Genomic DNA, 19,585 nt, shown 5'->3' on the forward strand with positions numbered 1-19,585 from the left:
ACATAGATAGCTCAAAGTGTTTGAGCTATTTTGGGAGAATGCAATGCACTTGGCCCAGCACGATGACATAACAAGCTTATTGCGCAAGATGTTTGCTGCAGCAATTGCTTCGGCACAACCAGCCTTGCGAATACCAGCCGTACTGGCAGACTGTCTGCCGGTGCTACCCAACGGGCGTTTGATAGTGATTGGTGCTGGTAAAGCATCGGCCGCTATGGCGCAGGCAGTCGAGGCCAGCTGGACGGGTACGCTGCAAGGTGTGGTGGTGACCCGCTATGGTTATGGTGCCGCATGTCAGCATATTCAAATTTTAGAGGCAGCACATCCAGTACCCGATGCAGCTAGCATCAGCGCGGCACATGCTATCTGGCAGGCAGTGAGTGGATTGACTGCCCATGATGTCGTGCTTTGTTTGATTTCAGGCGGTGGTTCGTCTCTGCTGTGCTTGCCTGGCCTGGGATTAAGTCTTGATGACAAGCAGCGGATCAATCGTCAATTGCTTAAAAGTGGCGCCAGTATCCATGAGATGAATTGTGTACGACGTCATTTGTCGGCCATCAAGGGTGGGCGTTTGGCGGCAGCCTGTTATCCGGCTCGGGTTATTAACTTATTGATTTCGGATGTGCCGGGTGATGACCCGATCCAGATTGCCTCTGGTCCGACAGTAGCTGATCCAACTACTTGTGCCGATGCACTACAAATTTTGCAGCGCTATCAGATTGATGTGCCTGAAGCCGTCATGGTTCAGTTACGACAAGGCGCGGTCGAAAGTATCAAACCTGGTGATTCGCGCATGAAAAACGTGACAACACATATGATTGCCACACCGCAAATGGCCTTGGAAGCCGCCGCAAGTGTAGCGCGTGAACAAGGTATTGCCGTGCATATATTGGGTGATGCCATTGAAGGCGAAGCGCGCGATGTCGGCAAGGTGATGGCGGGGATAGCTTTGCAGGTCAAGCAATATGCGCAACCATTTCGGTGCCCTTGCATTTTGTTGTCCGGTGGGGAGACCACGGTGACAGTCAAGGGCAATGGTCGTGGTGGACGTAACGTGGAGTGGTTGTTGTCCTTGACGCTGGCCTTACAGGGCCGGACGGATATTTATGCGCTGGCGGGTGATACCGATGGGGTAGATGGGCAAGAAGAAATTGCAGGAGCCATGATGACACCGACAACCCTGCAGCGGGCACTACAAAAAAAGATGCAGGCTCGTCATTATCTGGATAACAACGATGCCCATAGTTTTTTTGAAGCACTGGGTGACCAGATCGTGACTGGTCCAACCCAGACCAATGTCAATGATTTTCGCGCCATATATATTGGATGACAATTGAATTTGATTATTTTTCTGCAGCCATTTTCATATTGTTGAGGCCGGATTCAAAGTCCTTGCCAATCATGGTGTCCATGCTGACAAAAACACTCATGACTCTACCGATGAAGGTATTGGGGCCTGACATGGTCCAGGTGACTTCGGTCATGTCATCTTTGGGGATCAAAGTAAACTCAGCCTGATTGTGACTTTCAAAGGGTTGGATGAAATCGAGTTTGATCAGAACCTTTGAAGGTGGCGTCGACGCCAGTATTTCCATGCTGCCTTGCCCGACCTGATTATTGCCTTTCCAGGCATAGATGGCACCTTGGCCATTTTCCGCGCCAGAATGAGTTCGTTGCATGGTCGGATCAAGTTTTTCCCAGGGTGACCAAGTAACCCATTGATGAAAGTCGTTGATCAACGCAAATATCTTTTCAGGTGATGCCTTGATGGTGATAGCGCGCTCAACACGAAATGTGTCTGGCTTGCTCAGGGCCATGCCGATAACGGCACCCACAATAACGATCAGAATGAGCGTGATAGTTTTAAACATGGCAGTGTCTCCTTATGAGTTGGTGTGATTGGCCAGGAATGCATCAAGACGATCAAAGGTGCCGGACCAGCCATGCTGATGACCATCCCGTTTTGCCACCGATTGGAATGGCGTTTGATGAAAGATCATCAGCGTTTGCGTATCCAGGTCTTCAAAATGAATCGTGATCAGCGTTTCCATGTCACGTTCGCCCCCGGCTTGCCAGGCAAAAGTGAACACCAGTTTTTCAGGTTTGACGACTTCACGAAATACACCTTGTTGCCAAAGTTCACGACCATCATCGACTGCCTTCAGGCAAGCACGCCATTGCCCGCCAGGACGAATGTCCATCGTCATTTCATTGACGGGAAATTGAATCGGGCCCCACCAGCTCAGCAGATGATTCAGATCAGTCCAGACAGAAAAGACCAGATCACGTGGTGCATTGAATAATCGGGTGATGGTGAGAACATTGTCCTGTGTGGCATGGCTGTCAGTGTTGATTTGATTCATGATTTAAGTATTATTGAACGATTAATTATTTTCTGGTTCGACATGGATCATCCAGGAAACGCCAAACCGATCTGCCACCATGCCAAAAGCCGGTGAAAAGAAGGTGGGACCTAATGGCATTTGAACCTGTCCTGTGACAGCCAGAGCATTAAAAAACTGTTCAGCCTGCTGAGCGTCTTCGACAGTGAGGGATAAGGAGAATCCCTGAAATTTGGGTGGCGCATTGACCATGCCATCAGACGCCATCAAGGTCATATTGCCAATGCGCAAGCTCATGTGCATGATCTTGTTTTCAATTTCTGGCTGCATCACGCATTCATTGGGTTCCGGATTGTCCTTGTAACGCATCAAAGTCACAATTTCTGCACCAAGTACCTTGCCGTAAAACTCGACAGCTTCCTCACAGCGACCTTCAAAAAACAAGTAGGGAATGAGTTGCATGATGAGCTCCTTCAAATAATGGTGGAGATTGTCTTATTTACTTTGTGAGTCAATAAATGTGCTGAGTTGCGCAAGTGTTCCTGCCCACCCCAGCTGCATTGCGCTCAGCGATGAGTTAAAGGTGAGAGTTTCCTCATCTTTGGCTTCATAGGGTAGACAACTTATCGTGAGTAAGGTTTTGTCACCTTGCTCGGTAAAAGTCGTAGTGGCGATTGTTTTTAATGGCCATGTCGCGCTCATTGGATGACGAGTCAGATTACCTTGAGCATCTGAAAAAGCGGTGATCGTGACCAGTTTTTCGGGGTTAACAATTTCTTTAAATAGCCATTTTCCCCACATTTCATAGCCGTTTGGCAGTTGCATGCAGTAATGGCATTCGCCCTCAGATCGCAGATCCATTCTGCACTGTGTCATGACGACACCAGTTGGACTGAACCATTGTTTAAGTAGCTCGGGATCGGTCCAGAGTTTGAATAATTTTTCGCGTGACGTGTTAAAGCACTGCGTCACTACAAAGGTTTCTGCGGTTATGTTGGTCATTGATGGCACTCCTTGGTTTGTAATTCCTGCAGATGATCATCCAGACGGTCAAAACGCTACCCCCACATTTGCCGATGAATTACTTTTGTTTCTGCCGTTCCCGAAATGCGGCCACTTTGGCGCGATTACCGCAGACTGCGGCACTGCAAAACAGGCGTCGATGTGATTTGGTGCGATCGAGAAAACTCAATGTGCAGCCAGTACCTGCGCAATCTCGAAAGAGTGCAGGGTCTTCGTGGGCGAGTAATGACGCAATGGTGCCGGCAATCAGGGCCAGTAAAGAGTCGGCTTTTTCCATTTGCAACTGCCAGTTTTCAGTAAAAACTGAAGTACCGCCTGCGTGGTCCGATTTCAGTTCTTTCACTACTGGCCCCAAGGCCAGCAATTGGTTGAGATGGGCTATTTCCTTGCTGTGATTGGCTTGTGGTTTGTTGCGCCAACGCTGTAGCCATTGTCTGGCCCATTCGCGCTCTTCGCGCGCTTTTTGCGCGATGCCATCCAACACTTTGCTGGAGTGATGTTGTTTAAGCCAGTCGTGCTGTGCTTGATCAATCAGTCCAGCTTCGACGAGCCAAACCAGCAGTTGCTCACCATTGCCAATAAATTCGACTGGCGTTCCAGATGGAGAGGCAATGGTATTAAGAAAGTCAGCGGCAGGATGGCTGCCAAGAATAATGGCGGGCATGATAATCAAAACTTGGTTAAGATAATAATGTAACTTATTTTTTATAAATGACAAGTTACTAATAAATTGCTTATGTTGACTGCATGGCATTATCGACGAAAACAGATTTTCGTCGATTCGAACCATATTAACGCAATCATGCTGGCCATCATTGGCAAAAGGCTCTGATGCAAAGTGATGGGTAAAAAGTGAACGCCTTTTGCAAGTCGGGAATGCCGGATATGGCCAGTAAGGCCAAGACGGTTTCAGCAATGAGGGAGAGTAAAACCAATATCGTGCGAAACTTGAATGGTGCTAGTTGTTAGATCAACAAGTTGAAAATTAAATAAATGAAGATAGATTCGTAATATTTAAATTACCTCGTTCATTTCATTTTTTAATGATCTATTGTCAGGCTGTAGCCTTTTTCTTTGAGGCAGGCATTGAGTGCCAATAATCGTTTATCGCTATTTTCGTCTCGGATACCTTGATACATTGTATAGGCGGCCGGATCACCGCGATAGGGGCATCGGTACGATGGTGCTGAAACGCAGGGGCCATCACTCATGGCAGTCAACTTGGCGGGAAAATCCTGCTTGGCAGTGGCTTCGCATTGTTCACGATCCATGTCGTATTGCGCAGATGTCATGCCGGGCTTGTTCCAGTGTGCTGTCGTACAACCACCCAGCAGGATGAATATCATCAAATAGCCTGGTTTTTGCATCACAGCACCTCAAATCTGTAAAAGGCGATACGTCACTAATATGTTTTTTGACAGACGAAAGTTTCAACGCTTTATCAGCAGGCCTGGCATTCTTGACTGTAGTGTCTGTACGTGGCGCGTGTGGGTATCACGTTGGGGGTAGAGAGCTTGTGCCCTTAAATATACCCCTATTCAATGCCGGATGTAAATGGATGTTGTCGGACTGCTTTGGACGTAAAAAAGGCCAGAACCCTTGTATTTGTTGAGGTTTCTGGCCTTTTCTGGACTTGCTTGGAAGTGTTATTGGTGGAGCCGGCGGGAATCGAACCCGCGTCCGTAAATCCTCCACAGACAGTTCTACATACTTAGCGCTGCCATTTGATTTAACCGCACTGGCGCGGACGCGCACGCTACAGTGAAGCGAGTTGCCTTGGATTTAACACCAGACCAAGCAACCCGATCTGATGCGATCCTCAGTGTATGACTCTGCGTGCTATTGCTAGCTCAGCCCTGAGACAAGCTGATGCAGAGTTAGCCGGTATTAAGCGGCTAATGCGTACGAGTTATCGTTAGCAGTTAGTTTTTTCCGGTTGGATTTACGAGGTGACCAGCCCTCGGTATGCCCTGCGCTGCTTTGCAACCCACGTCGAAACCAGGTCGGCCCCAAAACAATTGCATTCTAACAGGTTGGGGCAGGGCTTGAGTTTTCAAGCCCCAACAGGGGTGAAAAGTTTTTATTTGAGGGTAAAGTCAACCCGATTGGCCGGAGCAGTTTTATTGGCCTCTTTTCCTTCGTCAGCTTCGGTTTTGGTTTTGCCTGCTATCAGGAAGAGCCGCTCGGTTGGTACCTTGCCTTTGTCTTCCAACCATTGCTTGATGTTGCTGGCACGCTGGTTGGCAAGTTGCTGCAAGTCGTTTTCACCGACAATATGATTATCTTCAATCAGTTTGGTCATTGCATCGGTGGGCAAACCTTTGGCAAAGCCAATCGCATTTTTGGGTTTGTCAAACTTGCTGGCCTTGTAGATTTTTTCAATATAGCTGGCGCGCTCTTCATCGCTGATTTCCAGTGGTTTGTCGACATCTTCTTCGGCCAGTTTGCCTTGTTTGCTCTGGTCTTTGAGCTTGAGTTTGCGAATTTCACTGTTCAGATATTCCTTGCGCAATGCAGGTAAATCTGAGGCTGGATCGGCACGGCCAGTCAATTCCATTTTCAGTGCCGGGCGATCCAGCAAGGCCTTGGCGATGGGCTCCAGTTTTTTGGTGGCACTGTCTTCCAGAATTGCCAGGCCAGGTGCAAAGGTGAGGTAAGACAGCTCTTCACCACCACCGCCAAAGGCCGATGCCAGTAGCGAGAAAGGCGACATGATGGCTTTGGTGAGCAGGTTGATGATGACCTTGAAGATGATGCCGCCAATAGAAAATTGTGGGTCAGACAAGGAGCCGGAGACGGGCAGGTTGATGTCGATCACGCCATTGCGATCCTTGAGCAAGGATACCGCCAGTAGCACGGGCAATTTGGTGGCATCGGGGCCGTCAATCTTTTTGCCAAAGGTGAGTTGATCAAGATAGACCTTGTTGTCGGCATTAAGCTGACCATTCTCTACCTTGTATTTGAGATCGACGCTAAGCTTGCCTTTATCAATGGCATAGCCCGCATATTTGGCCGCATAGGGGGTTAGTTGGGTGAGTTCAATGCCTTTGGCACTGGCACCAATATCGACAAACAGGTTGGCAGCCAAGGGATTGAAGCGGCCTTCAATGACGACTGGCGCATCATTGCTGACGCGGCCTTGCAAGAGCATGTCCGCGGGAGTGTCACTATCGGAGGCGAGTTTGCTGATCTTGCCTTCAATACCCGTCAGATCGACAGTGTAATTGGGTTTGATGAAGTTGTCGGTAAAGTTGATAAAGCCTTTTTTTAGCCCAATCTGACCAATCCGGATCAAGGGCTTGCTGGTGGCGGCTGGTTTTTCAGCGGCGGCTTCTTTTTCCTGTTTGACTTCTTCAGCCGAGCGCGTATCGGGCGTGGTGATGGACACATTGGATTCTGGCTTGGCAGCAATATCTCGCAGGTTGATGCGGCCATTGGCATTCAAAATGATGCGCGCATAGTAATCGTTGAGGCTGATGTCACCGACATTGATTGCCATGGATTGTGCCGGGTTGCTGCCGGGCATGGCAAAGTCGATATTGCTGAATGCCAAAGATTTAAATTTTAAAAAATCAGCCGAATTCACTTTGTCCAGTGCACGCAGCTTGACCAGCGAGGCTTGGCCTTTGTAGGCAACAGCCATCGGGCGTACCAGCTTTTTGCCATTTTTGATGGACTCGCTGGCGGCATCAAAACGTACATTACCCTTGGCGTTGAGCTCGCCACTGGCAATGTCAATGTTGAGGAAGGGATCCACATAGGGTGTAAAGGGCTGCAGATCAAGTGTCTGTGCTTCAATGTCCAGCCTGGTGCTGAATGGGCTTAACTGGGCATTGCCCTTGATACGTAACTTACCTTTTTGATTGAGGCCGGTATCGAGTGTCAAATCAATCGGCTCGGATTGACTGCTCAGGTTTTTAACCGAGAGGTTGACTGGCTCCAGGCGTAGATGCACACCGTTGACATTTTTGCCGTCGGTCTTGTTTTTACCGACGCTCAAGTCATCAAAATGGATGGCAGTCTGATTAATGTCGACTGACCTGACCAACCATTGCCAAGGTGTTGAAGGTGCCGTGTTGGCATTGGTGGTGGTACTCGCTGCCGGTTTGTCGGAGGTTTTGACAAGCCGGGTCCAATTGATCTGGCCTTGTTCATCGCGTAAAACGGTGAGTTGTGTGTCAGTCAGCGCAACGCTATCCGCCACAAAATTTTGTTTGGCCAGGTCCAGTGCCATGCCTTTGACTTGTAGCTGACCCAGATCAAGTTGATTGTGGCTATCTGGCTTGCTGGCATTACTGACGGCTTTGCCAGTTGTTTTGTTTTTGGTGGCAACGGTTTTTGCAGCAGCTATGGTGGCGGATTGTGAACTTGATTTGATTTTTAATTGACTCAGACTGGCACTACTGTCTTTGAGTACCACATTGAGTTTATCGTTGACCTTGCTCAGATCGTAATGCAGCTCGGCATCCAGGTGTCCTTCTTCCAGCGGGTTATTGAGGATGGGATTCAGATAGGGCATGGCATCCGCAATGCGAATCTGTTTCAGACCAATCGTGCCTGCACCGCTTAACTCAAACGGATTGACTGAGCCTTCATGCGTGATCTTTTCATCGGCTTCGGTATTGGCTGACAGGCTGATAGGCATGGCCTTGGGTTTGCCGGTATCAAGCTCCTTTACACTGAGATTGATTTGCTGGAGTGTCTTATGAAAGGTCGGACTGGTGGTTTCATCGGTCCAGCTGGTGCTGCCACCATCAATGGCCAGTTCTTTGAGTGTGATGGCCCAGGGCTTGTTGTCCTTGTTCTTTTGCAAGGTGGGAGCGGTTGCGGGGGTCGCATCCGCTTGCTTCTGCGTATTCTTTTGAATCTGTTCAATCGTGTTTAACCAGTTGAGCTGACCCTGGTTATTGCGGACCAGTTGAATCGCTGGTTGCTTCATACTGATCCGTTCCAGCGCCACTTGCTGGTTGGCGACATCGATATCGTTGATATCCACTTTGATCTGCTGCAATTTCAACAAGCCTTGCCCATTGGTCTGCTGCCAGTCCAGATCATCCAGCATGACATTGCCTTTGGCATGGATTTGCTGCTTGTCGGCTTCTTGTTTGAAGCTGATATCCAGATCGCTGCTCAGTTGCGCCGAGGCCAGCTTGCTGGCCACATTAAAGGGTAGCAGGTTGAGATAGTCAGGCAGATTGAGCTTGTCGATGGACAGTTGCAGATGGGTTTCCTTGTCTGTTTCAAATGGTTTGGTTTCGGCCTTGGCACCAATGGGGCTGCCATTGAGTAGCGCATTGAGTTCGGGCTTGATAAAGAGGTCGGCCGCGTAATCCAGATTGGAGACAAAGGGGACGGCAACATTGATTTTGGTCAGCGCATGTTCAGGTTTGGCGGTGGAGTAGCTGTCCTGATAATGGACTTCCCCATCAATCAGCCGAATATTGTTCAGAGAAAAATGCGCTTTGCCTTCGGATGCTGGTTTGGCCAGGATTTTGTCGACGATGTCACTAAAGTTAAAGCGCGTCGCATCAGTTCGAACCAGCTTGACCTTGGGTGCTTCGAGTGTGATTTCATCCAGGACGGGCGATAGCCGAAACAGGGAAGCCCACGACGCCGCATTCACATAAAAGCGCTTGAACGAAACAAAGGGCGTGGTGTTGTCGGTTTCAAAGATGGTGGTGTCGAGGACGGTGACTTCACCACTCAGCAAATTGAGTTTGAGATCGCCAATCGTGGCGTGTCGACCAAGCTGTTCACCGATCTGCTTTTCGGCCTGAGAGCGGATCAGATTCGGCCCTAGCAGCAGCCCCAGTAATACCATGGCGAAAAACACACCAATCAGCCAAAGCAGGATTTTAAGAGGATGTCGCCAGCGAGATTTTTTAAGCGCGTTCAACGCGTTGTCCGGCAAGTGACGCACCGGCTTGGCTTGAACTTCTGTGTGGCTGCTGTTGTTATTATCCAGGTTCATGATCACTCGATAGGAAGCTAATCTCGAACTCAGGATATTACCGCGATTGTTTCAAACGTCGGTGAAAACTCGTGTTACAGCGCTTGTTTTAAGGGGGTATATCTAAAAATAAGCTTGTTAAGTGCTTACTAATTGATTGATTTTAAATACCCCTGGGTACTATTAAATCAGATCAAGTAGTTCCAAAGGATGTTCAATCAGGTGATCAGCCTGCCAGCTTTGTGGTGTGCTGTCGCCGCAATAACCATAAGCGGCGGCCACGGTCATCATTCCGGCAGCTTTGCCAGCCTCGACATCACGCAAGTCATCGCCCACATAAACGCTGTTGATGGCGGGAATGCCGACGGTTTCACAGGCAAAAAAAAGTGGCGCAGGATGGGGTTTGCTATGTGGCGTCGTGTCACCACTGACAATCGCTGCACAGCGATCCAGCAAGCCGAGTCGGTCAATCAGCTTGTTGGTAAAGCGCTTGGACTTGTTGGTCACAATGCCCCAGGGCAGCTTGCGTTGTTCCAGTTCAATGAGCAACTCATTCATGCCAGCAAACAGACGGGTTTCAACACAAAGATTGGCTTCGTACAAGCTAAACCATTCTTCGCGTAGGGCGCTAAAACGGGCATCATCGGGCGTCAGGCCAAATGCCTTACCCAGCATGCCGCGTGCGCCAGCAGAGGTATACGGACGCAATTCCGCCAAGGGCATGGGGGGCAGGCCGTGTCGTTCGCGTTGCAGATTGGCAGCGTTAGCCAGGTCGGGTGCGGTATCGGCAAGCGTGCCATCCAGATCAAACAAGACCAACTGGGTTTTAGCCATGATGTTTAGATCGGCTTGCGACAGCAGAGCAGGTAATTCACGCTGGTGTCATTGTTGAGTTCGTAGGTATCAGTGAAGAGCCGATAGCCCATGCCGCGAAACTGCACGAGTTCCAGCCCAGCCTGGCGTGCAAAGTTGGCCAGCTCCGCCGGACGGATGAACTTGAGGTAATCGTGGGTGCCTTTCGGCAATAAGCCCAGCACATATTCGGCACCCAGCACGGCGTGTAAATAGGCTTTGGGGCGACGATTGAGCGTGGAGAAAAATACCATGCCACCGGGTTTGACCATTTGTGCACACGCAGTCACGATGCTGGCTGGGTCGGGCACATGTTCCAGCATTTCCATGCAGGTGACGACATCAAATGCGGTAGCTTGTTCTTCAGCCAAACCTTCGGCGCTGATCTCGCGATAAGTGACCGGCACCTGTGCTTCCAGCGCATGCAGCATGGCCACCTTGAGGGCTTTGCCAGAAAGATCAATACCAGTGACAGTGGCTCCAAGCCGCGCCATGCTTTCCGACAAAATACCGCCGCCACAACCCACATCGACCACTTGCTTGCCAGCCAGTGAAGCATGCTCATTGATCCAGTTCAGCCGTAAAGGATTGATGTCATGCAAGGGTTTGAATTCGGTCGTCGGATCCCACCAGTGATGGGCAATTTCACTAAATTTATTCAGTTCAGCTTGGTCAGCATTCATGTTCATGACAAGAGGCAAAGAGAGTGAAGTCAGATTAACGCAAAACGGCAGGACAGAGCATATTAGGCAAAAAAAAAGCCCTGCGTGAGCAGGGCTTTTCAACTACTTATTGATTACTTCTTGACCGGACGTGTACCGACCACTTCGATCTCTACACGACGGTTTTTCGCACGACCTTCAGGATTGTCTTTGCCATTGATAGTGTTTGGCGCGACAGGCTGTTTCTTGCCTTTACCTTCGGTGTATACGCGGTTAGCTTCGATACCTTTGCTGACCAGATAAGCTTTAACGGCTTCTGCACGTTTGATGGACAGTTTTTGGTTATAAGCATCGCTACCGATTGAGTCGGTATGACCAACAGCAATGATCACTTCCAGATTGACATCACCCAGTTTGGAAACCATGTCGTCCATTTTGACCTTGGCTTCTGGTTTCAACGTTGCTTTGTTGAAATCAAAGAAAGCGTCAGCAGCAAAAGTGACTTTTTCGCTGGTAGGTACAACAACTACAGGGGCAGCGGCTGGAGCAGGGGTTGGAGCAGCTGGCGCAGGTGCTGGAGCAACGACTGGAACTGGTTTTTTGTAACCGTCGCAACCTTCAACATTGACGTGAGCTGGAGTCCAGTAACCATCGCGCCAGCAAAGACCAAATGGATCCACAACAACATTGCCGCGGTTATCAAGTACATAACCGCTGTCTGGAGGATTACCCTTGATATCTTGTTGGGCGTAAGCAGAGCCAGCAGATGCGGCAACCGCGATGGAGGCTACCAAATAAGCCAACTTCATTGATTTTTTCATGTTTTCCCTCTCATGACGAGTTCGTTACAGGACACAACTATTAAAAACTTTAAGCGAGTATACACGAAACCCTGATTTTTCCACGTCATTCAGGCCATACCCCATGTAGTATTTTGGGGCAGACTTGTCTCACGTGAACAAGACAGATTTTCGAACGACTTGGAATCAGCTGATTCGTATAGTTAAAGCCGACACAGCGATTTTGCCATAGGGACTTGGGCTGTCTGTGCGCTGTCGAAGGGGAATCAGCCATATTCTGTCTTTTTGTTGTGCTATCGCAACAAAGCTGACGTATTTTCCTGACGTTACGGCGACTGCTTCATCCCGTCTGACAGTCCACTCGGACAGTTCTGACAAAACGCTGTCGCTGCAGCGGGGAATGCTAGAATAGCCAGCTTAACTATCAGCCCTGTCAAGGGTGCTGAATATGCCTTCGGGCTCATTACTTGAGATCATCAAAGTCACTTAACGCATGGATTCATTCGCCAAAGAAACGCTTCCAGTCAGCCTGGAAGAAGAAATGCGCCGTTCCTATCTTGACTATGCCATGAGCGTGATTGTCGGGCGTGCCTTGCCCGATGTGCGCGACGGTTTGAAGCCGGTTCATCGGCGCGTACTGTATGGTATGAATGAACTGGGCAACCATTCCAATCGGCCCTATAAAAAATCGGCCAGGGTGTCCGGTGATGTCATGGGTAAGTATCACCCGCATGGCGATGCTGCCATTTATGACACCATGGTGCGGATGGCGCAGAGTTTTTCATTGCGTTACCCACTGATTGATGGTCAGGGTAACTTTGGTTCGGTTGATGGTGATAACGCTGCGGCTTCACGTTATACCGAGGTCAGACTGGCTAAGATTGCCGAGGCCATGATTGCCGATCTCGACAAGGAAACGGTCGATTTTGTGCCTAACTATGATGGCCAGGAACGTGAGCCAGTGGTTTTACCGGCCAAGATTCCCAATCTGCTGATCAATGGCTCGTCCGGTATTGCCGTGGGGATGGCGACCAACATTCCACCACATAACCTGAATGAGATTGTGGATGCCTGTTTGCATCTGCTTAAAAATCCTGATGCAACGATTGATGAGTTGATCGAGATTGTGCCGGCTCCGGACTTTCCAACGGCCGGTATTATCTATGGTGTGTCAGGTGTGCGGGAAGGTTATCGCACGGGCCGTGGCCGTGTGGTGATGCGTGCCAAGACGCACTTTGAAGAAATTGATCGTGGTCAGCGCATGGCCATCATCGTTGATGAGCTGCCGTATCAGGTCAACAAAAAGAGTTTGCTGGAACGCATTGCCGAACTTGTGCAAGAAAAGAAACTGGAAGGCATCAGTCATATCCAGGATGAATCAGATAAATCAGGCATGCGCGTTGTGATTGAGCTGAAGCGCGGTGAAGTGCCAGAAGTGGTACTCAACAATCTGTATAAGAATACGCAACTGCAAGACACCTTTGGCATGAACATGGTGGCCTTGCTGGATGGTCAACCACGTCTGCTCAACCTGAAGCAGATGCTTGATGCCTTTATCAATCATCGCCGTGAAGTGGTAACTCGTCGTACCATTTTCGAGTTGCGCAAAGCACGTGAACGCGGTCATGTCTTGGAAGGCCTGGCGGTGGCGCTGGCCAATGTGGATGAGATGATTGCGCTGATCAAGGCCGCGCCGACGCCACCCATCGCCAAACAGCAATTGATGGCGCGTACCTGGGAATCGACCGTGGTGCGTGAGATGTTGGCACGGGTGGGTGATGGCAAGGATGTCAGCGCGTATCGTCCCGCTGGTCTGGATGACATTTATGGTTTGCAGTCCGATGGCTATCGTTTGTCAGAGGTGCAGGCACAGGAAATTTTGCAGATGCGTCTGCAACGTTTGACCGGTCTGGAGCAGGACAAGATTGTTTCTGAATACGGCGAGATCATGGCCGAGATTGCCGACTTGCTGGATATTCTGGCCAAGCCAGAGCGTATCAATACCATCATCCGCGAAGAGATTGAGGCAATTCGCAATGAGTTTGGCGATGCCCGTCGTTCCGAGATTGTTCTCAACGCCACCGATATGAGTGATGAAGACCTCATCACCCCGCAAGACATGGTGGTGACCTTGTCGCATGGTGGCTATATCAAGAGCCAGCCCTTGTCCGAATACCGCGCCCAAAAACGTGGTGGCCGCGGCAAGCAGGCGACGGCAACCAAAGAAGACGACTGGATTGATCAGCTCTTCATAGCCAACACGCATGACACGATTCTGTGCTTTAGTAATCGTGGCCGGGTCTATTGGCTCAAGGTGTATGAAGTACCGCAGGGCTCACGCAATTCCCGTGGTCGCCCCATCATCAATATGTTCCCGTTAGTGGATGGTGAAAAAATTACGGTGGTATTACCGATCAAGGTATTTGATTCCGAGCACTTTGTCTTCATGGCCACCAGCCAGGGCACCGTCAAGAAAACCGCCTTGCAAGATTTCAGCCGTCCAATGAAGCGCGGCATTATCGCCGTTGGTCTGGATGAGGGTGATTACCTGATTGGTGCCGCCATCACCGATGGTCAGCATGATGTGATGCTGTTCTCCGATTCGGGTAAAGCGGTCCGTTTTGATGAAAACGATGTCCGTGCCATGGGCCGTGAAGCGCGTGGTGTACGTGGTATGCAGCTTGAAGAAGGTCAGCAGGTGATTGCCTTGCTGGTGGCCGAGAACGAACAGCAAAGCGTGTTGACTGCCACTGAAAATGGTTTTGGCAAACGCACGCCAATCACCGAGTATACCCGTCATGGCCGCGGTACCAAGGGCATGATTGCGATTCAGACATCAGAGCGTAACGGTAAAGTGGTCGCAGCCACGCTGGTGGAAACCAGTGATGAAATCATGCTGATCACAACCGGTGGTGTGCTGGTGCGAACCCGTGTTGCCGAGATTCGTGAAATGGGCCGGGCCACACAAGGTGTCACCTTGATTTCTGTGGATGACGGCACCAAACTGTCTGGCTTGCAACGCATTGTTGAAACCGATGAGGTGGTTGAAGCACTGGAAGGTGATGGTGCAGCGGGTGATGCCAGCGAGCCGCCAGCAGCGGCTGACGAATAATCGTTGAGTTGGATGGCTGCACTAGATGGGTGTGGCCGCCAACTTTGCTGGTCAGCTTGTTTTGATACTGATGGGTAGTAAAAAAATAGCCCCTTTGAATACGGACTATAGAGGCTTGTTTATTAACTTACTCCCTAACAGTATGGGCTAATCGAGACTTCTTTGAGGATTTATTCAAGGTCTTGGCAGTCCTTGTGAGGAACCTGACATGGCTGCTAAAAAACCAGCTGAATGTCTTCAATAAGCTTGAGATTTAAGTAAATACTTTACAACCCGGTTATGACACGCATTTTTAATTTTTCCGCCGGTCCGGCGGTTTTGCCACAAGCCGTTTTACAGCAGGCTGCCAGCGAAATGCTCGACTGGCATGGATCAGGTATGAGCGTGATGGAAATGAGCCATCGCGGCAAGGAGTTTATCAGTATTGCCGCTGAGGCTGAGGCTGATTTGCGTGAACTGCTTGCCGTACCGGCCAACTACAAAATTTTGTTCATGCAGGGTGGTGGGTTAGCCGCCAATGCCATCATTCCCTTGAATCTGCTACGCGGTAAACGCAAGATTGATTTTGTCCATACCGGTGCCTGGTCAGGCAAGTCGATTAAAGAAGCGCAGCGTTATGCTACTGCCAATGTGGTGGCGAGTAGTGCAGCCGATGGCTTTACGTCCATCCCGCCAGTGGTGGATTGGCAGTTGTCCAACGATGCCGCTTACTTGCATTACTGTGGCAATGAAACCATTGGTGGCGTTGAGTTTCATGAGGTGCCAGATCTGGCGGCACGGGGTTATCAGGCACCGCTGGTGGTCGATGCGTCATCGCATATTCTCTCGCGTCCCTTGGATGTCAGCCGCTTTGGTGTGGTGTTTGCCGGTGCGCAAAAAAATATCGGCCCCGCTGGCCTGACGATAGTGATTGTGCGTGACGATCTGATCGGCAAAGCCGAGCCACATTGTCCGTCGGCCTTTGATTACCAGCTGGTGGCTGACAATGACTCCATGTACAACACGCCACCGACTTATGCGATTTATATTGCTGGTCTGGTATTCAAGTGGCTCAAGGCCGAGGGTGGTGTGCTGACCATGGAACAACGCAATATCGCCAAAGCCAAACTGTTTTATGATTTTCTGGCACAAAGCAGCTTCTTTGAAAATCGGGTTGATCCGGCCTGTCGTTCGCGGATGAATATCCCGTTCTTTCTCAAGGATGAATCGCATAATGAAGCCTTTCTGGTACAGGCTCGCGAAGCCGGACTGATTCAAATCAAGGGACACAAAAGTGTCGGCGGCATGCGTGCCTCGCTCTACAATGCGATGCCACGGGAGGGCGTAGAGACACTGATTGAATTCATGCGTGAATTTGAGCGGCGCGCTTAAGTGGCTACACCGAATATTGAAATATTAAAGAAATGTCATTCAGTCATTCACAGCGCATGATCAAATAATGGACTTCATGAGCGATACCCATCATAGGCCAGATATGGACGAGCAACGACAGGACGAGCAACTACGACCTCTGCGTGAACAGATTGATACGCTGGATGCCCAGATTCTGGCACTGCTCAATCAGCGCGCCCAAGTCGCCCACCAGGTTGGCGAAGTCAAAAAAGAATTCAATGCGCCGGTGTTTCGGCCTGAGCGCGAACTGCAAGTGATTGCTCGGGTTGCTGCTGCCAATCAGGGGCCTTTGCTGGCAGATGGCATCGCCGCCATCTGGCGTGAAATCATGTCGGCTTGTCGGGCACTGGAAAAGCGCTGTGTGGTGGCTTGTCTGGGTCCGGCGGGTACGTATTCCGAGCAGGCCGTATTCAGTTATTTTGGCCGCAGTGTCGAGGTACTGGCTTGCCCAACCATTGATGAAGTATTTCGGGCTACGGAGTCTGGTGCGGCCGATTTTGGCGTGATACCGGTAGAAAATTCCAGCGAAGGCGCGGTATCGCGCACGCTGGATCTGCTGTTGCAAACTCCGCTCAAAATTAGTGGTGAGGTCGCTTTGCCGATTCATCATACGCTCTATACCCAGTCGGGTGAGATGACTCAGGTCACGACCATTTGTGCGCACTCGCAAGCACTGGCACAGTGCCAGCGCTGGCTCAATCAGCATTATCCGCAACTGGCGCGCCAGTCGGTCGCCAGCAATGCCGAGGCCGTGCGCATGGCGCAAGATGATCCCGCTATTGCGGGCATAGCCGGTGACGCGGCTGTCACCGTATATAACGTCAGGGCCGTGGCCAGTCATATTCAGGATGATGCGCATAACAAGACGCGCTTTCTGGTGGTAGGTCATGATGAAACAGGTGCAAGTGGCCAAAATGGCCATGATCAGACCTCCATGATTCTGTCGGTTCCCAATCAGCCAGGAGCTGTGGTTGCCTTGTTGCAACCACTTGCCGATCATGGTGTTTCCATGACGCGATTGGAGTCTCGGCCGGCTCGTCAGGGTGCCTGGGAATATTATTTTTACGTGGATATTGAAGGCCATCAGCAAGATGCCAACGTGATGCAGGCGCTTGATCAGTTGCAGCAGCAGGCCGCCTTCATGAAGGTGCTGGGCTCCTATCCCAAGTCGGCGGGTTAAGGTTTATGTTCAAAAAAATAGCCATTTTTGGGGTTGGGCTGATCGGCGGATCATTGGCGCTTGCGCTCAAAAAAGCGGGTGTCGTTGATGAAATTGTTGGCGTTGGCCGCTCCGCGAGTTCGCTGGAAAAAGCTTTGCAAATGGGTGTGATCGATCGCATCGCCAGCAATGTGGCCGATGCCGTGCAAAATGCTGATCTCATCTTGTTGGCAGTGCCAGTGGCACAGACGGAAGCGACCTTATCCAGCATCAAGCCCTATTTGCAGGCGAGCACCATCATTAGCGATACCGGTAGCACCAAAGCCGATGTGATTGCGGCAGCGCGTCGCGCGCTGGGTGAACAGATTGCCCAGTTTGTACCTGCCCATCCGATTGCTGGCAGAGAAGTATCCGGAGTTGCCGGTGCCCTGGCTGATTTATACGTTGGCAAAAAAGTGGTGATTACACGCCTGGCCGAAAATGCGGATAGCGCTGTCGAGCTGGTGGCGCGGGTTTGGCAGCAGACGGGTGCACTGCTGTGGCAGTTGACGCCGGAAGAACATGATGCGATTTTTGCGAGTGTGTCGCATCTGCCGCATTTGCTGGCGTTTGCCTTGGTCGATGACATCACCAGAAAGCCTCATGCCGAATTGCTGTTTCAGTTTGCCGCCAGTGGTTTTCGTGACTTTACCCGGATTGCCGGTAGTAGCCCCGAAATGTGGCGTGATATTGCCTTGGGCAATCGTGCGGCCTTGCTGGTCGAGCTGGAAAGTTATATGGACGCGCTGGCGCGTTTGCGGCTGCTGATCAAAAATGGCGATGGTGCGGCATTGGAAGCAATTTTTGCCAATGCCAGTCAAGCTCGCCAAACCTGGCAGAGCTCGCTTGAAAAATAAGCAATGGCGTGTTCTTGATTGCTGAATAGCAAGTCCACGCAAACTGCATTGATTGAATCAAATACCAACCTATTTTCTGGACATCACAGTGGCTTATCTGGATTTACCCCACTACCAAACAGCGCAAGGCAATATCAAATTGCCAGGCTCCAAAAGCATCTCCAACCGCATCTTGCTATTGGCTGCGTTGGCGCAGGGCAATACTCGCATTCATGATCTGCTTGACTCGGAAGATACTCAGGTCATGCTGGCCGCACTCAAGAGTCTGGGGGTAGTGGTAACACAGCTTGAGCAGGGCAATAGCTATGACGTTGCTGGTTGTGCTAGCCGTTTTCCCAACAGGCAGGCAGATCTGTTTATGGGCAATGCCGGCACTGCAATTCGTCCGCTGACGGCGGCATTGGCCATTATGGGAGGGCACTATAGCCTGACGGGTGTGGCGCGGATGCACGAGCGTCCTATTGGTGATCTGGTCGATGCCTTGCGACAACTTGGCGCACGGGTGGATTATCTGCAAACAGTTGGCTATCCACCGTTGCGCATCCTGCCCAGTACGATTGACGCCAGTCGGCCCATCAAGGTGCGCGGTGACGTGTCCAGCCAGTTCTTGACGGCCCTGCTACTGGCGCTGCCAATGGTCACAACACCGTTGGGTATGGCGGAAATCAAGGTGGTTGGGGAGTTGATCTCCAAACCTTATATCGATATCACCTTAAATCTCCTGCAGCGTTTTGGTATTACAGTTGAGCGTGACGGTTGGTCAAGTTTCAAGGTGCCCAATGCGGCTTATGTCAGTCCGCAAGAAATTTATGTGGAAGGCGATGCGTCGTCTGCTTCCTATTTTTTGGCAGCAGGGGCGTTGGCTGCGCAGGCCGACCAGCCGGTTCGTGTTGAAGGTGTCGGATGCCAGAGCATTCAGGGTGATGTGCGCTTTGCCGAGATGCTGACCCTGATGGGTGCCAAAATCGAGATGGGCGATAACTGGATCGAAGCTTCCAGTCCTGGCCGCGGGCAATTGCAGGCGATTGATGCCGACTTCAATCATATTCCCGATGCGGCCATGACGATTGCGGTATTGGCGCTGTTTGCCAATGGCACCAGCACTTTGCGCAATATTGCCAGCTGGCGTGTCAAGGAAACTGATCGACTGGCCGCCATGGCCATTGAGCTGCGCAAGTTGGGTGCCATTGTGGAAGAGGGAGCTGACTATATTAAGGTCACACCGCCATTGCAATGGTCTGCGGCCGCGATTGATACCTATGACGATCATCGCATGGCCATGTGTTTTTCACTGGCTGCTTTTGGCCCGGCCAAGGTACGCATCAACGACCCAAAATGTGTTGCCAAAACCTTTCCCGATTATTTTGCTGCGCTGGCGCAGATCGCCAGCTGAACCG

General features: G+C 50.7%; 16 protein-coding genes and 1 other RNA gene. 6 read left to right on the forward strand and 11 right to left on the reverse strand.

The window, feature by feature from the left end; all coding sequences use genetic code 11:
- Positions 1 to 88: 88 nt before the first annotated feature.
- On the forward strand, positions 89 to 1,330 hold the full coding sequence (locus tag ACMYR3_RS04930) for a glycerate kinase type-2 family protein (protein ID WP_424195081.1): 1,242 nt from the start codon (positions 89 to 91) through the stop codon (positions 1,328 to 1,330).
- A 13-nt stretch (positions 1,331 to 1,343) separates the two neighbouring features.
- Here ACMYR3_RS04930 and ACMYR3_RS04935 read toward each other — a convergent pair whose 3' ends face one another.
- From ACMYR3_RS04935 to ompA, 11 genes are all read right to left on the reverse strand, one after another.
- Positions 1,344 to 1,871, reverse strand: a complete 528-nt coding sequence (locus ACMYR3_RS04935; protein WP_424195083.1) for an SRPBCC family protein — start codon at positions 1,869 to 1,871, stop codon at positions 1,344 to 1,346.
- Positions 1,872 to 1,883: 12 nt separating this feature from the next.
- Entirely contained in the window at positions 1,884 to 2,363 is a 480-nt protein-coding gene (locus ACMYR3_RS04940; RefSeq protein ID WP_424195085.1) for an SRPBCC domain-containing protein, read from the reverse strand.
- A 21-nt stretch (positions 2,364 to 2,384) separates the two neighbouring features.
- A complete protein-coding gene (locus ACMYR3_RS04945) occupies positions 2,385 to 2,804 on the reverse strand; it encodes a VOC family protein (protein ID WP_424195087.1) in 420 nt (139 codons plus the stop codon).
- 33 nt (positions 2,805 to 2,837) lie between these two features.
- On the reverse strand, positions 2,838 to 3,344 hold the full coding sequence (locus ACMYR3_RS04950) for an SRPBCC family protein (RefSeq protein WP_424195089.1): 507 nt from the start codon (positions 3,342 to 3,344) through the stop codon (positions 2,838 to 2,840).
- Between the two features lie 79 nt (positions 3,345 to 3,423).
- Positions 3,424 to 4,029 carry a CGNR zinc finger domain-containing protein gene (locus ACMYR3_RS04955; RefSeq protein WP_424195091.1) on the reverse strand — a complete coding sequence of 202 codons (606 nt, stop codon included), beginning with the start codon at positions 4,027 to 4,029 and terminating at the stop codon, positions 3,424 to 3,426.
- 376 nt (positions 4,030 to 4,405) lie between these two features.
- Positions 4,406 to 4,732 (reverse strand): hypothetical protein, encoded by a 327-nt coding sequence (locus ACMYR3_RS04960; protein ID WP_424195093.1) that lies wholly within the window; start codon positions 4,730 to 4,732, stop codon positions 4,406 to 4,408.
- A 283-nt stretch (positions 4,733 to 5,015) separates the two neighbouring features.
- Positions 5,016 to 5,376: a transfer-messenger RNA gene (gene ssrA / locus ACMYR3_RS04965) on the reverse strand.
- Between the two features lie 69 nt (positions 5,377 to 5,445).
- Entirely contained in the window at positions 5,446 to 9,336 is a 3,891-nt protein-coding gene (locus ACMYR3_RS04970; RefSeq protein ID WP_424195094.1) for a DUF748 domain-containing protein, read from the reverse strand.
- 162 nt (positions 9,337 to 9,498) lie between these two features.
- Positions 9,499 to 10,149 carry an HAD family hydrolase gene (locus ACMYR3_RS04975; protein ID WP_424195096.1) on the reverse strand — a complete coding sequence of 217 codons (651 nt, stop codon included), beginning with the start codon at positions 10,147 to 10,149 and terminating at the stop codon, positions 9,499 to 9,501.
- Between the two features lie 5 nt (positions 10,150 to 10,154).
- Positions 10,155 to 10,850 (reverse strand): bifunctional 2-polyprenyl-6-hydroxyphenol methylase/3-demethylubiquinol 3-O-methyltransferase UbiG, encoded by a 696-nt coding sequence (ubiG, locus tag ACMYR3_RS04980; protein ID WP_424195098.1) that lies wholly within the window; start codon positions 10,848 to 10,850, stop codon positions 10,155 to 10,157.
- 113 nt (positions 10,851 to 10,963) lie between these two features.
- Positions 10,964 to 11,650: an outer membrane protein OmpA gene (ompA, locus tag ACMYR3_RS04985; protein WP_424195100.1), complete on the reverse strand. Its 687-nt coding sequence runs from the start codon at positions 11,648 to 11,650 to the stop codon at positions 10,964 to 10,966.
- A 472-nt stretch (positions 11,651 to 12,122) separates the two neighbouring features.
- Between ompA and gyrA the strand changes: the two genes are divergently transcribed.
- From gyrA to aroA, 5 genes are all read left to right on the forward strand, one after another.
- Positions 12,123 to 14,741: a DNA gyrase subunit A gene (gene gyrA / locus ACMYR3_RS04990; protein ID WP_424195102.1), complete on the forward strand. Its 2,619-nt coding sequence runs from the start codon at positions 12,123 to 12,125 to the stop codon at positions 14,739 to 14,741.
- Between the two features lie 279 nt (positions 14,742 to 15,020).
- The gene (serC, locus tag ACMYR3_RS04995) at positions 15,021 to 16,112 is read left to right on the forward strand and encodes a 3-phosphoserine/phosphohydroxythreonine transaminase (RefSeq protein WP_424195104.1); all 1,092 of its coding nucleotides are present in this window, start codon (positions 15,021 to 15,023) and stop codon (positions 16,110 to 16,112) included.
- A gap of 103 nt (positions 16,113 to 16,215) precedes the next feature.
- Positions 16,216 to 17,313 carry a prephenate dehydratase gene (gene pheA / locus ACMYR3_RS05000; RefSeq protein WP_424196370.1) on the forward strand — a complete coding sequence of 366 codons (1,098 nt, stop codon included), beginning with the start codon at positions 16,216 to 16,218 and terminating at the stop codon, positions 17,311 to 17,313.
- A 5-nt stretch (positions 17,314 to 17,318) separates the two neighbouring features.
- Positions 17,319 to 18,188, forward strand: coding sequence for a prephenate dehydrogenase (locus tag ACMYR3_RS05005; RefSeq protein ID WP_424195106.1), 870 nt, complete (start codon positions 17,319 to 17,321; stop codon positions 18,186 to 18,188).
- 88 nt (positions 18,189 to 18,276) lie between these two features.
- Entirely contained in the window at positions 18,277 to 19,581 is a 1,305-nt protein-coding gene (gene aroA, locus ACMYR3_RS05010) for a 3-phosphoshikimate 1-carboxyvinyltransferase (RefSeq protein WP_424196372.1), read from the forward strand.
- The last annotated feature ends 4 nt before the right edge of the window (positions 19,582 to 19,585 follow it).

The organism is Ampullimonas aquatilis, from assembly GCF_049675895.1.
In the GTDB taxonomy this organism is placed as follows: domain Bacteria; phylum Pseudomonadota; class Gammaproteobacteria; order Burkholderiales; family Burkholderiaceae_D; genus Ampullimonas; species Ampullimonas aquatilis.